Source organism: Sinomonas sp. ASV322 (genome assembly GCF_030908245.1).
GTDB lineage: Bacteria > Actinomycetota > Actinomycetes > Actinomycetales > Micrococcaceae > Sinomonas.
On record NZ_JAVFJJ010000004.1, the window covers coordinates 330099 to 345258 of the forward strand.

The 15160-nt window shown below is 68.7% G+C and carries 14 protein-coding genes and 2 tRNA genes; 9 read left to right on the plus strand and 7 right to left on the minus strand.

Going from position 1 to position 15160, the window contains the following annotated elements; all coding sequences use genetic code 11:
* Positions 1-8 precede the first annotated feature (8 nt).
* Complete coding sequence (locus tag RBS12_RS08300; RefSeq protein ID WP_307965592.1) at positions 9-1352, minus strand: cytosine permease; 1344 nt, start codon at positions 1350-1352, stop codon at positions 9-11.
* 260 nt (positions 1353-1612) lie between these two features.
* Here RBS12_RS08300 and RBS12_RS08305 point away from each other — a divergent pair, with 260 nt between their 5' ends.
* Positions 1613-2218 carry a single-stranded DNA-binding protein gene (locus RBS12_RS08305; protein WP_307965593.1) on the plus strand — a complete coding sequence of 202 codons (606 nt, stop codon included), beginning with the start codon at positions 1613-1615 and terminating at the stop codon, positions 2216-2218.
* Between the two features lie 90 nt (positions 2219-2308).
* Here RBS12_RS08305 and RBS12_RS08310 read toward each other — a convergent pair whose 3' ends face one another.
* Complete coding sequence (locus RBS12_RS08310; RefSeq protein WP_307965594.1) at positions 2309-3415, minus strand: LacI family DNA-binding transcriptional regulator; 1107 nt, start codon at positions 3413-3415, stop codon at positions 2309-2311.
* A gap of 183 nt (positions 3416-3598) precedes the next feature.
* On the opposite strand from RBS12_RS08310, the gene ettA reads away from it, so the two are divergent.
* A complete protein-coding gene (ettA, locus tag RBS12_RS08315; RefSeq protein WP_307965595.1) occupies positions 3599-5281 on the plus strand; it encodes an energy-dependent translational throttle protein EttA in 1683 nt (560 codons plus the stop codon).
* Between the two features lie 241 nt (positions 5282-5522).
* On the opposite strand, the gene RBS12_RS08320 is transcribed toward ettA, so the two are convergent.
* Entirely contained in the window at positions 5523-6413 is an 891-nt protein-coding gene (locus tag RBS12_RS08320) for an acyl-CoA thioesterase II (protein WP_307965596.1), read from the minus strand.
* A gap of 80 nt (positions 6414-6493) precedes the next feature.
* Between RBS12_RS08320 and RBS12_RS08325 the strand changes: the two genes are divergently transcribed.
* Positions 6494-7030: a thioesterase family protein gene (locus RBS12_RS08325; protein WP_307965597.1), complete on the plus strand. Its 537-nt coding sequence runs from the start codon at positions 6494-6496 to the stop codon at positions 7028-7030.
* A complete protein-coding gene (locus RBS12_RS08330) occupies positions 7027-7713 on the plus strand; it encodes a hypothetical protein (RefSeq protein WP_307965598.1) in 687 nt (228 codons plus the stop codon). Before RBS12_RS08325 ends, RBS12_RS08330 begins: the two co-directional genes overlap by 4 nt.
* A gap of 15 nt (positions 7714-7728) precedes the next feature.
* Here RBS12_RS08330 and RBS12_RS08335 read toward each other — a convergent pair whose 3' ends face one another.
* From RBS12_RS08335 to pepN, 4 genes are all read right to left on the minus strand, one after another.
* On the minus strand, positions 7729-8199 hold the full coding sequence (locus RBS12_RS08335; RefSeq protein WP_307965599.1) for a globin: 471 nt from the start codon (positions 8197-8199) through the stop codon (positions 7729-7731).
* A gap of 55 nt (positions 8200-8254) precedes the next feature.
* Positions 8255-8905 (minus strand): mechanosensitive ion channel family protein, encoded by a 651-nt coding sequence (locus tag RBS12_RS08340; protein ID WP_307965670.1) that lies wholly within the window; start codon positions 8903-8905, stop codon positions 8255-8257.
* A gap of 236 nt (positions 8906-9141) precedes the next feature.
* Positions 9142-9609, minus strand: coding sequence for an OsmC family protein (locus RBS12_RS08345; RefSeq protein ID WP_307965600.1), 468 nt, complete (start codon positions 9607-9609; stop codon positions 9142-9144).
* A 2-nt stretch (positions 9610-9611) separates the two neighbouring features.
* Positions 9612-12173, minus strand: coding sequence for an aminopeptidase N (pepN, locus tag RBS12_RS08350; protein WP_307965601.1), 2562 nt, complete (start codon positions 12171-12173; stop codon positions 9612-9614).
* 138 nt (positions 12174-12311) lie between these two features.
* On the opposite strand from pepN, the gene RBS12_RS08355 reads away from it, so the two are divergent.
* The 5 genes from RBS12_RS08355 to RBS12_RS08375 all read left to right on the plus strand — a co-directional run bounded on the left by RBS12_RS08355 (position 12312) and on the right by RBS12_RS08375 (position 15129).
* Positions 12312-13283 carry a hypothetical protein gene (locus RBS12_RS08355; protein WP_307965602.1) on the plus strand — a complete coding sequence of 324 codons (972 nt, stop codon included), beginning with the start codon at positions 12312-12314 and terminating at the stop codon, positions 13281-13283.
* 37 nt (positions 13284-13320) lie between these two features.
* Positions 13321-13803: a ribose-5-phosphate isomerase gene (locus RBS12_RS08360; protein WP_307965603.1), complete on the plus strand. Its 483-nt coding sequence runs from the start codon at positions 13321-13323 to the stop codon at positions 13801-13803.
* Between the two features lie 21 nt (positions 13804-13824).
* Positions 13825-14829 carry a DNA-formamidopyrimidine glycosylase family protein gene (locus tag RBS12_RS08365; protein WP_307965604.1) on the plus strand — a complete coding sequence of 335 codons (1005 nt, stop codon included), beginning with the start codon at positions 13825-13827 and terminating at the stop codon, positions 14827-14829.
* 42 nt (positions 14830-14871) lie between these two features.
* Positions 14872-14945 (plus strand) — tRNA-Gly (locus RBS12_RS08370).
* Positions 14946-15054: 109 nt separating this feature from the next.
* Positions 15055-15129 (plus strand) — tRNA-Pro (locus tag RBS12_RS08375).
* Positions 15130-15160: the final 31 nt, after the last annotated feature.

Consider the following 15160-nt stretch of genomic DNA (forward strand, 5'->3'; position numbering starts at 1 on the left):
GTGTGATGCTAGGCGATGGCGTCGGCCGGCGCTGCTGCTGCTGCTGTCTGCTTGGTCTCGGCGATGCCGACGCCGCCCACCCAGCCGAGCTTGCCCGCGACGATATACAGCACCATCGACAGCACGAGGCTCAGGAGGGCCGGGATGCCCCACGTGGTCATGTAGCCCACGATCGCCGAGACGAGCCAGATCACGATGGTGGCGGGGACGATGCGCGGCGCGGTGGGCGGGAGGACCCCGGCGGCCCGCGACACGTCGAGATCGTCGCGCCAGCGCTTCACGACGAAGTACTCGGCGACCATGATCCCGGCGATCGGCGGGAACGCGACGCCCAGGATGAGGAGGAATCCCGTGAACTGGCTCAGGATTCCCGCTGCCGCGAGGATCGAGCCGACGACGCCGAGGACAATCGTCGTCGTCACGCGGTGGAGATTGCGGCCGAAAGTCGTCGCGATGAAGTTCACGAGGCCGAGCGTCGACGAGTAGAGGTTCCAGTCGTTGATCTTGAGCGTGCCCGTGATGACGATGATGAGCCCGACGAAGCCGATCGAGGACGTCACGATTGCGACGATGTCGCCGCTCGCCGCCGCATGGGCAAGGAGCACGCCGGCGAGGCCGATGACGAACTCGCCGAGCGACACCCCGACGACGGTCTGCTTCACGACGTCGGCCTTTGAGCGGTTGTAGCGCGTCATGTCGGCGGTGATGATCGCGCCGACGATGAGCCCGCCGGCAACGATGCCCGTGCCTTGCCAGACGCTCATGACGGGGCCGGGTGCCGGTCCGGTGAGGAGCTGCCCGAAGTCGTGGCGCGAGAGCTCGCTCAGCACGGACCAGCCGACAAGAACGAGGAAGAGCGGCACCGTGACGTTCGCGAGCCACTGCATGCCGACGAAGCCCCATGCGACGATCGCGGTCACGGCGAGCCCGAAGAGCAGGCTCCAGAGCCAGATCGGGAGCGCCCCGGGCATGAGGGCGTCGAGGGACTTGGCGGAGATGGCGGACTGGATTCCGAACCATCCGATGAGGCTGATGCCGATGGCGAGGCCGACGAGGGAGGCCCCGATCTCCCCGAAGCCGGTCCAGCGGGCCAGGAGCGCGGTGTTGAGCCCTTCCTTCTGGCCGATGATCCCGACGATGCACATGATGACCTCGAGGATGATCGAGCCGAAGAGCAGGGCGAGGGCGGCTTCCCCGAACGTCATGCTGTAGCCGAGCGTCGCGCCGAGGAGGAATTGCGACAGGGCGGAAACCTGTCCGAAGCGTTGCACTGCGATGCCAAACCACGGCTTTCTGGCTCCCGATGCCACGCGGGAGAGGGCGAAGTCGTCAGCGTGAACCGTGCTCACCATGGGGGGTCCTTATGGGCTGGGGGGGACTGGTGTCGAACAGGCTAGACAGAGACGTTAACCCGTCCTATATGCAGAGTGCACTGAATTGGCTCATGACAGGTCGGTGTGCACAGTCTTGACTCGGCGTCTTTCCCTCCACACGATTGCTCCCCGCGCGTCATCCACATGGGCCCGGGATGGGGTGGTGCTCGCATGCCTGCGGTCGGAGGCTGGAAGTGCCCGGTGGGGGCGGAGGGAACGACTTCGAGAAAGGGCAGGCTATGGGCGACACTATGACGGTTCGAGGGTTTGTCGCGACGGATCCGCGGACGAACACGACTCACGGCGGAGACATCGTTTCGAGCTTCAGGCTCGCGGCCACAGAGCGGCGCTACGACCGCGAGGCCGGGGCATGGGTAGACGGGCACACGAACTGGTACACGGTTGTCGGCTTCCGGCAGCTTGCGAGCAACATGTGCGGGAGCCTCAAGAAGGGTCAGCGGGTCATCGTGGTCGGGCGGCTCCGGCTCAAGCAATGGGAGAAGGAAGGCCGGATCTTCCATTCCGCGGAGGTCGAGGCCGAATCCATCGGCCACGACCTCTACTGGGGGTCCGCGAAATTCTCCCGAAACCAGCAGGACTCGCAGCGCAGTGAGGCGCCCGTCCAGCGGGTCGCTGTCGACGGTGTCGGAGTGGTCGATCTCCGCACAGGAGAGCTGCCGCCTGATCAGACCACTGGAGAGATCGAGGGCGACGACGACGCGGGGTTCGCGGACGACGGCGGGGACCCGGCTGGCGATTCGGACGACGACGAGCGGCTGGGGTCCGAGGGAGCCGTCGGCTCCGCCGAAACCCCGTCGGGAGCGAACATGCTGATCCCGGTGTGAGGGCTCGCTCACCTGGCCTCGTGGGCGGCACTTGTTTTAGGACGCGGGCGGGGCTGGCTCGCCGGGCGGGCGTTCAAGCCGGGATTCAGGTCAGCCTGGCTCGGCCGTACTCTCGCGGAGGACGACCTCGCCGTAGGCGGGTGGCGGGGTCTCGCCTGTTAGCGCGGCAAGGGCGGCCGAGCGGCCGATCTCCTCGAGCGGCAGGCGGACGGTCGTGAGGCCCGGAACAAAGTCTTCGAGGGTGTTGATGTCATCGAAGCCGGCGATGGCGAAGTCCGCGGGGGCTTCGAGGCCCCGCTGCCTCAGAGCAGCCACGAGGCCCATTGCCATCCGGTCGTTCACGGCGAAGAGACACAGGCGACCGCCCTCGGCGGCGGCGTCCCGAACGGCCCCCTCGAGGGCCAGCCCGACTTCGAAGCCGCCGTCGCGGTTGAAGGATGACCGATAGACGGCGGATTCAGGGAATCCGCTGTCGTCAAGGCCCCGCTGGAAGCCGGCTACACGCAGATCGGAGGTAAGAAGGCCGTCGGGGCCGGCGGCGATCGCAAATCGCGAGAAACCGCGATCGGCAAGTGTGCGGGCGAGCTCGCGGGAGAGGGTCTCGTTCGGGATGGCGAGCAGAAGCGGGTTCGCGAAGGTCGGTGCAGTAGCCCTCGGGGAATCGGACGTGCCGGGCATTCGGCCGGCGTCGGGGCGATGGCTCTCGGAGACCAGCGGGTGTCCGACGAGGAGAAGCCGGCCGCCGTTGGCGAGGTAGCGCTCGGCTTCGCGGAGGAGCGCGGCATTGTCGGCGGCGTCGTCGTCCTTCAACGAACGGCTGCCTGCCAGGACGATCGCATCGGCGCGGCGTGATGTGAAGACTTCGACAGCGAGGCGTTCCTCGGCTGGGGTGCCCTCTGTGCAGATGAGAAGCAGCGTCTTGCCGAGTTCGCGGGCCCCCGACTGGACCCCGCGGGCGATCGAGGAGAAATAGGGGTCGGCGATATCGTGCACGATGAGGCCGAGGAGGCCCGTGCTCGACCGTGCAAGGGCTTGTGCTTGTGCGTTCGGAATGTATCCCAGCGACGTCGCGGCGGCCCTGACCCTCTCGGCGACCTCTGCCCCGGGGATCCGCGTGGACCCGTTGAGGACCCGCGACGCCGTCGCCGGGGATACGCCTGCCGCCCGCGCCACCTCGCTCAGGGTAACGGCTGCCATGGGCCACCTCCTTCATCCTTCGCCAGATTATGGCATCGGGATACCCGCTGGCGGAATGCGCTTGCCACCGAAGGAGCGCTTCGCCGAGCGCGTGCTTCCCTACGTGCAACCCCGAGGCCTTCCGGGCCTTGGGCCGGTGTAGCAGGTGTGAGTTCGACCAGACGAGCCGATAGATTAAGGACCATGGCGGAATTCATCTACACCATGACCAAGGCCCGGAAGGCCGTGGGCGACAAGGTGATCCTCGACGACGTGAGCATGTCGTTCTTCCCCGGCGCCAAGATCGGCGTCGTGGGCCCGAACGGCGCGGGAAAGTCGACGATTCTCAAGATCATGGCGGGGCTCGACACCCCGTCCAACGGTGAGGCCCGGCTCTCCCCGGGATACAGCGTGGGCATTCTGCTCCAGGAACCGCCGCTGAATGAGGAGAAGACGGTCCTCGGGAACGTCCAGGAGGGCGTGGCGGAGATTCACGCCAAGCTCGAGCGCTTCAACGCGATCTCGGAGGAGATGGCGAGCCCGGACGCGGACTACGACTCTCTCCTCGAGGAGATGGGCAAGCTTCAGGAAGCCATCGACACGGCCGACGCGTGGGACCTCGATTCCCAGCTCGAGCAGGCCATGGACGCGCTCCGGTGCCCGCCCCCCGAGGCCGACGTCCGCGTCCTCTCAGGTGGTGAGCGCCGCCGCGTCGCGCTCTGCAAGCTCCTCCTGCAGAAGCCGGACCTCCTCCTCCTCGACGAGCCGACCAACCACCTGGACGCCGAGAGCGTTCAATGGCTCGAGCAGCACCTCGCGAAGTACCACGGCGCCGTCCTCGCCGTGACCCACGACCGCTACTTCCTCGACCACGTCGCGCAGTGGATCTGTGAGGTCGACCGCGGCCGCCTCTACCCGTACGAGGGCAACTATTCGACGTATCTCGAGAAGAAGCGCGCCCGCCTCGAAGTCCAGGGCAAGAAGGACGCCAAGCTCGCGAAGCGCCTCGCTGAGGAGCTCGAGTGGGTCCGCTCGAACGCGAAGGGCCGACAGACCAAGTCGAAGGCCCGTCTGGCCAAGTACGAGGAGATGGCTGCCGAGGCCGAGCGCACGCGCAAGCTCGACTTCGAAGAAATCCAGATCCCGCCGGGACCACGGCTCGGCCAGCTCGTCATCGAGGCCTCGAACCTCCGCAAGGGCTTCGGCGACCGCGTGCTCATCGACGGGCTCTCGTTCTCGCTGCCCCGCAACGGCATCGTCGGCGTCATCGGTCCGAACGGCGTGGGCAAGACCACGCTGTTCAAGACGATCGTGGGCATGGAGTCGCTGGACGGCGGCGACCTCAAGGTCGGCGACTCCGTCAAGATCTCGTACGTCGACCAGAGCCGCGGCGGCATCGACCCGAACAAGACGCTCTGGGAGGTCGTCTCGGACGGGCTCGACCACATTCAGGTCGGCCAGGTCGAGATGCCGTCCCGCGCGTACGTCTCGGCGTTCGGCTTCAAAGGTCCGGACCAGCAGAAGAAGGCCGGCGTCCTCTCGGGCGGCGAGCGCAACCGTCTGAACCTCGCGCTCACGCTCAAGCAGGGCGGCAACCTCCTCCTTCTCGACGAGCCGACCAACGACCTCGACGTCGAGACCCTCTCGAGCCTCGAGAACGCGCTCCTCGAGTTCCCTGGCTGCGCCGTCGTGGTCTCCCACGACCGCTGGTTCCTGGACCGCGTCGCGACCCACATCCTCGCCTACGAGGGCACGGACGAGGACGAATCGAAGTGGTACTGGTTCGAAGGCAACTTCGAGGCGTACGAGGAGAACAAGATCGAGCGCCTCGGCCCGGACGCCGCCGCGCCGCACCGTGTGACGCACCGCAAGCTCACGCGCGACTGACGCGTGCGCTCGCGCGGTCGCCTAGGTGCGGCCGGCGCGAGGGCGGCATCCCCCCGCGGGCGGAGCCGGGCCCCCGCGGCGGGGGCGGGCCTCCGCCGTCGTCCGGTGCCCTCCGTCCAAGGGCCACTTAACGCGGGTGCGCACCCGCGGTAGGTGACCCTTGGACGGTGGGGAACCCGCCGGAGGTGACCCTTGGACGGTGGGGAACCCGCGGTAGGTGACCCTTGAACGGGAGCGGAGGCTAGGGGAGGGGGACCCTGATCATGCCCTCTTGGCCGACGGTCGCGACGTGCGCACCGTCGCGCGTGAAGATGCGGCCCACCCCCAGCCCGCGGGCGCCGTGCGCGCTCGGGGACTCCTGGACGTAGAGGAGCCATTCGTCGACACGGACGGGGCGGTGCCACCACATCGCGTGGTCGAGGCTCGCGACGTTCATGTCCGGCGTGACCCAGCTCAGGCCGTGCCGGCGCAGGATCGGTTCGAGGAGCGTGTAGTCGCTCGCGTACGCGAGTGCGGCCCGGTGCACGCGCTCATCGTCGGGCATAGGGCCGAACGTCTTCATCCAGACGGCGTTCCGCGCGACCCGTTCGCCCGCCGCGGAGATGTACACGGCGGGGCTGACATGACGCACGTCGAACGGGCGGTCGAAGGCCCAGTACTGCGCGATGGGATGGTCGATGCTGCCGAGCAGGTCCGCCGTGCTCGGGAGGGATTCCGGGTCTGGGACGTCCGTGGGCATGGGCGTCTGGTGGTCCACGCCCTCGGACTCGGTCTGGAACGAGGCGATCATCGAGAGGATCGGCCGCCCGTCCTGATAGGCGTGCACCTGGCGGGCAGAGAACGAACGTCCATCGCGCAGCCGCTCGACGCCGAACGTGATCGACTCATCGGCGTCGCCCGCGCGCAGGAAATAGCCATGCATCGAATGGACGAGCCTGTCTGCCGGGACCGTCCGGGAAGCGGCCATGAGCGTCTGTGCGAGGACCTGGCCGCCGAAGACCCTGTGCCTCGGCTGCCGCTCGCTCGGCCCCACGAACACGTCCTTGTCAGTGCGGGCGCCGCCCAGATCATCCAAGTCGAGCAGCGTCAGGAGGGATTCGGTGGGGCCTGTCTGGCGGGCGGGGGACGTCATGGCACGACCCTAAACTCGCCGGTAGCCGCTCAACAAGCCACGGTTCGCGGCCGCCGCCGACCGTGCGGGAAGATGGAACCATGCCGTCCACCTTCCAACTCCCACTCCAGATGCGCTTCGGCGACGTGGATTCCTACGGCCACGTCAACAACGTGCGATTCCTCCAGTTCCTCGAGGACGCCCGCGTGCACTGGCTCAGGGAGCCGCTGGCGGCCGGCACCGCGACGATGTTCGATGCGGCCGCTCCCGCGACAATGTTCGACTGCGTGACCGCCGACAATTTCACCCTCGTCGGCCGTCATGAGATCGAGTACCTCGCGCCGCTCATGTACCGCCCCACGCCGATCGGCGTGAATCTCTGGGTCACAAGGATCGGCGGCTCGAGCTTCGACCTCGGGTACTCCGTTGCCGAACGCGATGGGAGCGCCGTCTACGCGTATGCCGCGACCTCGATGGTGCTCGTGAGCCGCTCGACGGGGCGCCCCGTCCGCCTTCCCGCCGAGCTACGGGCGGCCTTCGCTGACTACAGCGGCCCCGCGGTGCCGTTCCGACGCCGCCCGCCGCTCCCGTCCGATGCGGCAGCTCCCGTGAGCGTTTCGGAAGGAGGCGCATCGTGAGCGCGGCGGACTTCCAGACATCACTCGATCTCGGGGACCGCGAGGCGGTTGCCGACCTCAGGACTTTCCTGGCCCGCGCGCGTGCCGTCGACTCCGGGGGAGCCGTCCGGCTTCAGACGGTTGGGCAGGTCCTCGCCGCCTACGTGTGCGTGCTCTCGCCGCGTGCGCTCGGGGAAGCGACGCCGACCGTCCTCGGCATGCGGGCGATCCCACTGGCGCGGCCGGCCGACGTCGATGCCACGGTGTCCATGGCTTCCGTCGCCGACCGCTTGGCCCGCATGGGCGACGACGAGACGCTCCTCGACGTCCCGCCGTCGTCCGTCCACGTAGCGTGGGCTGCGGTGAGCCCGCCGCGCGGTCCGTGGGCCCCCGCGGGCGACGTCTCGAGCGACGTGCTCGCGGCTGCTGCCGCCGAGGGCATGGCGAGGGTCGCGTCGCTCGTCCCCGAGCAGCCCGGGCAGGCGATGGTCGACGGCGCGCGCGCGACGGTCTGGGGGAGCGAGGTCGACGGCGTCGAAGGCGTCCCCTCGGGGGCGGCGTTCGCGGCCGAGGCACTCGGTTTCCTCGTGCCCGGCGACACGATGCGCCTCTTCGCCTCGGGCGCATGGGTGCGGCTCAGCTCGCCCCGCGGCCACGTGCTCTGCCGCGTGCCGCGGGCCCGCGCCGCGAAATTCGGCTCGTAGCGCGATCCGGCCTCGTCAGTCCTCGAAGGTGTTGACGAGCGAATGTGCGGCCCGTTCGAGGTAGTCCCACAGGGTCGCCTCGTGCAGGGGGGAGAGATGCAGCGCCTCGACGCCGGCGCGCATGTGGTGGAGCCAGCGGTCGCGGGCGTCGGGGTTGACCTTGAACGGGATGTGCCGCATGCGCAGACGGGGGTGCCCGCGCTCCTCGCTGTACGTGTTCGGTCCGCCCCAGTACTGTTCGAGGAACATCGTGAGGCGTCGCCGGGCGGGCCCGAGGTCCTCGTCGGGGTACATGGGCCGGAGCACGGGGTCTTGCGCGACGCCCTCATAGAACACGTCGACGAGCTTGACGAAGGCTTCGTGCCCTCCGATTTCGGCGTAGAACGTGTTGGCGAAGTCCTCGCGCGCGAAGGGGTCGTTGACCTTGAGGAGGTTTCTGCGGGCGAGGCCCTGCGGAGCCTCCGGCCCGTGCTCATTCTCGGTCACTGATTCCGCTCTCCCTCGATGTCGCGCCTCTTCAAGGCTAGTCGCTGGCCATGCTTCATTCAGCCGCGTGCTGGCCCTGCTGGTCGGGGCCTGGCGGGGCGGGCTCGTCGCCGACTGCCGGCCCGCTTTCGCCCGGAGGCACGTAGGTTCCCTGCGAGCGGTTGCCGACCCGCAGGATCTCGCCATTGCGCAGATACCAGATGGCGCCGTCCTCGCCGCGCACGCGCGTGATGCGCAACCCGACGCTCTCGACTGTGCCGACGACCTCGCCGGCGCCCGTCGAGATGACGTCCCCGATGCCGTACTGGTCCTCGAGCGTGATGAAGATGCCCGCGAGGAAGTCGCGGATGAGCTGCTGGGCGCCGAAGCCGATCGCGACGCCGAGGATGCCGACGCTCGTCAGGAGCGGAGCGATGTCGACGCCGAGGGCCTTGAGCACGTAGATGATGACGATGGTCGTGATGACGACGATCACGACCGAATTGAGCAGGGAGCCGATCGTCTTGGCCCGCTGGGCGCGGCGTTCTGTGTCGATGGCCCGCAGGGCGGGCGCGGCCCAGCGGAAGAGACGTCGCTTCGTGAGCTGGGTTCCGGCGAGGACGCGCTTGACGACCTGCCGGATGAGGAACGAGGCCACAAGCCAGATGATGAGTCCGATGCCGACGGCGACCGCGATCTGGAGGAGCGTCGAATTGAACGTTGTCACCGCCGAATTGAGCTCGGCAGACGTGAGGGGCGTAGCCAGCGGAGACTGGGGCGCGGAGGGCGTCGGGGCCGGCGACGACGCGATGAGGTGAGCGGACAGGGACGGCTGGAGGGCAGACAGCACTCTCGGAAGCCTCCTCAGGGGGCGGGGTGGGGTGGGTCGGGGCGGCAGGGTGGGTGAGGGTGGCGGGGTGGGTGAGGGTGGCAGGCCCTTCTACCCTAGCGAGGATCCATGGGTCACGGGGTCGCGGGAACGTTCCGAACGGGGAAGTTCACGGAGCGCGCAATGAAGCACAGATGGTGCGCCTCCTCATGCAGGCTGTCAGCCAGCTCACGCTGCGACTCGTCGGCAAGCCCGACGCGCGGACGCAGCACGACCTCGGTGAACTCGCCGCTCCCGTCCCGGTTGAGCCGCATCGTCCCCTCGGCCTCGTCGGTGTAGGCCGTGACGACCACCCCATGGTTCACCGCGACGTGCAGGTACGAGAGCATGTGGCATTGGGAGAGCGCCGTGAGGAGCAGCTGCTCTGGGTTGTAGCGTTCCCTGTCGCCGCGGAAGGCCGGGTCCGAGGAACCGGGCAGGACCGGGAGGCCCGGCAGCGCGATGTCGTGGTCCCGACTGTAGTCGCGGTATCCCGACGTCCCGGTTCCCCGGTTCCCGGTCCACGTCACGGTGACCCTGTAGTGGTGCCCGTCGACGGCCATGGCTACCGGTCCGCGGCCTGGGCGCGGAGTGCGCGCGCCACGCCGTCGCGGTTCTCGAGCATCATCCGCCGCAGGGCGCCCTGGTCCTCGGGCAGGGACGCGATGAACGCGTCCGTCCGCTCGAGCGTCGCCTGGGTTGTCTGCCGGGCGGGGTAGAGGCCGACGACGATCTGCTGGGCGAGCGCGTGCGTCCGGTGGGCGACGATGCCCGGAACGGCCTCGAAGTACCGTTCCGCGTAGGGGGCGATAAGGCTCGCTTCCTGCACGCGCACGAACCCGTTGATGGCCGCGGCCTGGATGGCGTTCGAGAGCTCGCCAGTTTCCACGATCTTCCGCCACGCCTCGGCCTTGGCCTCCGCGGTGGGCAGGGCCGCGGCCGCAAGTGCAGCGGCGCACTGGCCGCTCGAGGTGTTGTCGCGCGCGAGCTCGTTGTCGATCCGCCCTTGCCCGATGCGCCCGCCGGCCGCGAGGGACGCGAGGAGCTCCCACCGGAGGTCCTGGTCGATGTCGAGCCCGGGCGCAGCCGTGCTTCCGTCGAGGAGGCCCTCGATCGCGTCGAGGTGGGCGGCGGAGGCCGCGATCGACGAGAAGGCGCGGACGAACTGGAGCTGGGAGTCGGAACCGGGCTCGGCACTCAGGGCGAGGGCCCACAGGCGGTCCGCGGTAGCGGCCTTGACGGCGGGCTGGGCTTCAGCAGCGACGTAGAAGTCGAGCGTCGTCGCGAGCTGGCGCAAGAGCGTCTGGACGACCGACGAGTCGGATTCCGCGCCGATGTTGGCGAGCACGAGCTCGACGTAGGAGCGAGCCGGGGTCTCGCCGTCGCGTGCGCCGTCCCAGGAGGAACCCCACACGAGAGCGCGCGGGAGGCTCTCGGCGATGTCATGGAGGCTCGCGGTCACGGTCACGAGGGACACGGGGTCGAGGCGCACCTTGGCGTAGGCGAGGTCGTCGTCGTTGAGGAGGATGAGTTCGGGGCGGGCGAGGCCGACGAGGGCCGGCACGCTCGTCAGCTCGCCTTCGACGTCCAGCTCCTCGCGATGGGTGCGGACGAGCCGCCCGTCGGCTCCACGGTTGTAGAAGCCGATCGCGAGTCGGTGCTGGCGGAGCGTCGGCTGCTCCGGCGAAGCGCTCTGGCGGATCGCGAAGGCCGTGATGGTCCCGTTGCCGTCGGTCTCGATCTCAGGTGCGAGCGTGTTCACGCCCGCGGTCTCAAGCCACAGCCGGCCCCACGATGACAGGTCGCGCCCGCTCGCGGCCTCGAGCTCGGCGAGCAGGTCTGCGAGCACCGTGTTGCTCCACGCGTGCTTGCCGAAATAGGCACGCACGCCCGCCATGAACTGTTCCTGGCCCACCCAGGCAACGAGCTGCTTGAGCACGGACGCGCCCTTCGCGTACGTGATGCCGTCGAAGTTGACCTCGACGTCGGCGAGGTCGTTGATGTCGGCGAAGATGGGGTGCGTCGTCGGGAGCTGGTCCTGGCGGTACGCCCACGACTTCTCGACGGACGCGAAGGTCGTCCACGCGTGCCCGAAGTCCGGCGTGCGCACGGCCGCCAGGTGGGACATGTATTCGGCGAACGACTCGTTGAGCCAGAGATCGTCCCACCAGCGCATCGTCACGTAGTCCCCGAACCACATGTGGGCGAGCTCGTGGAGCACGGTGATGGCGCGGCGCTCGACGGTGGCCTGAGTTGGCTTGGAGCGGAAGACGTAGCTTTCGAGGATCGTGACGGCACCGGCGTTCTCCATCGCGCCGGCGTTGAATTCGGGCACGAAGAGCTGGTCGTACTTCGCGAACGGGTATTCGCAGCCGAACTGCTCCTCGAAGAAGGCGAAGCCGCGCTTCGTCGTGTCGAAGATGTTCTCCGCGTCGAGGTATTGCATGAGCGACTTTCGGGCGAAGATCCCGAGCGGGATCGTCCGACCGGCCGAGTTGACCACCTCATCCCGCACCGATTCGTACGGGCCCGCGATGAGCGCCGTGATGTAGCTCGGGATGCGCGGCGTCGGCTCGAAGGTCCACACCGAACGTGCGACGTCGTCGCGCGGCTCCGCGGGCCGTGCCTCTGGCGTGGGCGAGTTCGAGATGACGGCCCAGTGCGCCGGGGCGGTGACACTGAAGCGGAACGCGGCCTTGAGGTCCGGCTGCTCGAACACCGCGAACATGCGCCGCGAGTCGGGGACCTCGAACTGCGTGTAGAGGTACACCTCGCCGTCGGCGGGGTCGACGAAGCGATGCAGTCCTTCGCCGGTGTTCATGTACGGGGCCTCGGCGTCGATCACGAGTTCGTTGTGCGCGGCGAGGCCCGGGAGCTGGATCCTGACGCCGTCGGAGACCTCGGCCGGATCCAGTGAGGTGCCGTTGAGGGTAACGGACAGGACGCCGTCCGTGATGGCGTCGATGAAAGTGTGCGAGCCGGGGACCGCGTCGAAGACGACTGTCGTGCGTGAACCGAAGACGCGCTCTCCCTTCGTCAGGTCCAGCTCGACGTCGTAGCTCTCCACACGGAGCACGGCCTTCGCCCGCTCGACTGCTTCCGACCGGGTCAGGTTCGTCCCTGGCATGCGCGCCTCCCTGCACACTTCCTCGTCGGCGCTGGGCGCGCCGCACGCAGTTTGAAATTATTCTTTCAGTTCGGGGGGCGTGCAAGTGGGCTCCGCCGTGTGACGCGTGCCGCCCATCCGCTGAGTTAGCTTTGATGCATGGGCGAGCGGGAAGGCGGCCGAGAAGGACTGTGGGACAGGAAGGCCGTCCGTTTTGCCATCGGCTTTCCCACGCTCCTCGCCGCGGGCTTCGTGCTCGCGGCGTTCACGTTCCGGGGGCAGGTTCCTGAGCCCGTCGCGTGGTTGTGGGACGCCGACGGTGGCCGGGCCTTTGTGCCGTTCGCGGGCTACCTCGCGGGCGGGGGGCTGCTTGTGGTCGTCGTCGGCATCGCCCTGTGCCTCCAGGCGGGGATCCAGTCGCGGCCTGCCGTGTCCCGCAAGATCTTCATGGCGGGCGGCGTCGGCATGTCGATGTTCCTCGTGACCGTTCTGGCGGCGGGACTCATGGGCCAGGTCGGGGTGAAGGACGCGCACATGACCCATCCGGACCCGATCGTCCTCGCGTCGGGCAGTGGCGCCACCGTCGCGTTCTCAGTCGTCATGTTCATGGCGTTCAAACCCGACGAGCGATGGAGCCCGAGGGACGAACAGGCGCTTCTCGATGTGCTGGAACCAGAGCGCGCCCGTGACACCTTCGTGTTCTGGGCGCATGCGCGCTCGTCCGTCTTCGTCATGCTCGCGGTCGTCGGTTCGCAGCTCTCGCTCCTCGCGCTTCTTCTCTCCGCGTGGCTTTCGCTCGCGATCGCCCTCGTAGGCCTCGTGGCGGCCTCGATGCTCATCCTCCGCGTGAGCGTCGAGCCGGAGAGGGTCACCCTGGCCTTCATGGGCCTCGTGCGAGTGGCCCGGATCAGGACGCCCGATGTCCTGCGGGCGGGCTACGGCGCCGTTGTCGCCCGCGCCTATGGCGGGTGGGGCTACCGGCACCGCGGAAAGGTGGTCTCGGCGCTCGTGTCGAGCGGTGAGGCCGTGGATGTGCTGTGCCGTGACGGCAGCCGCTACGTCTTCTCGGCGAAGGACCCGGCGATCGCGGAGCACGTCGCAGACGTGCTCGGCGGCGCCCCCGCCAAGTAGGCTTGACGCGGCCGTCCCGCCCATCGAGAGGAACCCCGTGACCAAGCCCCGCGTCCACATCGCCACCGATCATGCCGGCATGGAACTGAGCGCCCATCTGGTGAGCCACCTCGGGGCGCTGGGCTACGACGTGACCGACCATGGCCCCACGGCGTACGATCCGCTCGACGACTACCCCTCGTTCTGCATCCGTGCCGCCCTCGCGGTCGTCGCGGACCAGGAGGCCGGCGTGGAGGCCCTCGGAATCGTCCTCGGCGGATCCGGCAACGGCGAGCAGATCGCGGCCAACAAGGTCAGGGGCGTTCGTGCGGCGCTCGTCTGGAACCTCGACACGGCGCGGCTCGCACGGGAGCACAACGATGCCAACGTCGTGGCCGTCGGCGGCCGCCAGCACAGCGTCGACGAGGCCACGAAGCTCATTGAGGCGTTCCTCGACGAGCCGTTCAGCCACGATGAGCGCCACGTCCGCCGCATCGGCAAGATCGCGACCTACGAGTCGACCGGCGAAATCGTCGACTAAGACCTCGTCGAGGCCTGGCTCATGCCTGAGGGTCACTCCGTCCACCGCCTTGCGCGGCAGTTCGCGGACGTCTTCGCGGGGGAGCAGCTTGCCGTGAGCAGCCCGCAGGGGCGCTTCGCGGACGGTGCCGCGCTGCTCGACGGGCGCGTTCTCCAGTCCGTACGGGCCCACGGGAAGCAGCTGTTCCTGCGCTTCGAGGGCGAGCTCTACCTGCACGTGCACCTCGGCCTCTACGGGGCGTGGGACTTCGGCGGCGATAAGACCTTCGCGGGCGCCTCGAGCATCGGTGCCCCGCGGCGCGTGGGGGAGCGCGAGCTGCCAGGAGCTGTTCCCGCGACGGGTGCTGTTCCCACGACGGGCGGAGCGCGCGACGGCGGAACGGGCGACGTCGGAGCGCGCGACGGCGGAACGGGCGACGACGGCACGGGCGACGACGGCGCAGCGGCCTATGCGGGGCCGCCGGCTCCCGTCAGGGCCGTCAGGGTTCGCCTCGCCTCCGATCACGGGTGGGCGGACCTGCGCGGCGCGAGCGTGTGCGCGGTCGCGACCGAGCCCGAGGTCGACGCCGTGCTAGCCCGCCTCGGCCCGGATCCGCTGGACGCTCACGAGGATGCCCGAGCGGCCGGCGAGGAGTTCGCGCGCCGGATCCTGCGCCGTCGTACGCCGGTCGCGCGGCTGCTCATGGATCAGGCCGTCGTCGCGGGCATCGGCAACGTCTACCGGGCCGAGCTGCTCTTCCGCTCCCGCCTCGACCCGGCGCTCCCCGGCGCCGAAGTGGGGACGGAGCGCGCGTTCGCCCTGTGGGACGACGCCGTCGCCGCGATGCGGAACGGCGTCCGGGACGGCCGGATTGTCACAACGGACCCCGAGCTCTGGCCGCGTGGGTCCCACGCCCTGCCTGACCCTGAGCATGCCCACTACGTCTACAAGCGCCACGGGCGCCCCTGTCGGGTGTGCGGCGAGGACGTCCGGCTCGCCGACGAAGCCGGCCGCAAGCTGTATTGGTGCCCCTCGTGCCAGGCGTGAATTTGACACAGATCCGCCTGTTCGATTTAGTGGGATAGCCGTGCGGCCGTAGCTCAATGGTAGAGCGCTAGTCTTCCAAACTCGATACGCGGGTTCGATTCCCGTCGGCCGCTCCATCGCCTTGTGGCGCACAGTGGGCCCCTCCCCTCGCGGAGGGGCCCACTGCCGTCTGCGCGATGTGCACCGCCGCAGTACTGCCCTGTATTGTGGTCTGTGCACCAGAGACGGGGTGTAGCTCAGCTTGGCTAGAGCGCCTGCTTTGGGAGCAGGAAGTCGCAGGTTCAAATCCTGTCATCCCGACAGTTCCGCGGTCGGCAAGCCAGCCAACGCG

Coding starts and splice junctions, on each gene's coding strand:
- RBS12_RS08345 (WP_307965600.1), bottom strand. CDS start 9,609: ATGGCCGTCGACGGGCACCACTACAGGGTCACCGTGACGTGGACCGGG.
- RBS12_RS08355 (WP_307965602.1), top strand. CDS start 12,312: ATGGGCGAGCGGGAAGGCGGCCGAGAAGGACTGTGGGACAGGAAGGCC.
- pepN (WP_307965601.1), bottom strand. CDS start 12,173: ATGCCAGGGACGAACCTGACCCGGTCGGAAGCAGTCGAGCGGGCGAAG.
- RBS12_RS08310 (WP_307965594.1), bottom strand. CDS start 3,415: ATGGCAGCCGTTACCCTGAGCGAGGTGGCGCGGGCGGCAGGCGTATCC.
- RBS12_RS08325 (WP_307965597.1), top strand. CDS start 6,494: ATGCCGTCCACCTTCCAACTCCCACTCCAGATGCGCTTCGGCGACGTG.
- RBS12_RS08320 (WP_307965596.1), bottom strand. CDS start 6,413: ATGACGTCCCCCGCCCGCCAGACAGGCCCCACCGAATCCCTCCTGACG.
- ettA (WP_307965595.1), top strand. CDS start 3,599: ATGGCGGAATTCATCTACACCATGACCAAGGCCCGGAAGGCCGTGGGC.
- RBS12_RS08305 (WP_307965593.1), top strand. CDS start 1,613: ATGGGCGACACTATGACGGTTCGAGGGTTTGTCGCGACGGATCCGCGG.
- RBS12_RS08365 (WP_307965604.1), top strand. CDS start 13,825: ATGCCTGAGGGTCACTCCGTCCACCGCCTTGCGCGGCAGTTCGCGGAC.
- RBS12_RS08300 (WP_307965592.1), bottom strand. CDS start 1,352: ATGGTGAGCACGGTTCACGCTGACGACTTCGCCCTCTCCCGCGTGGCA.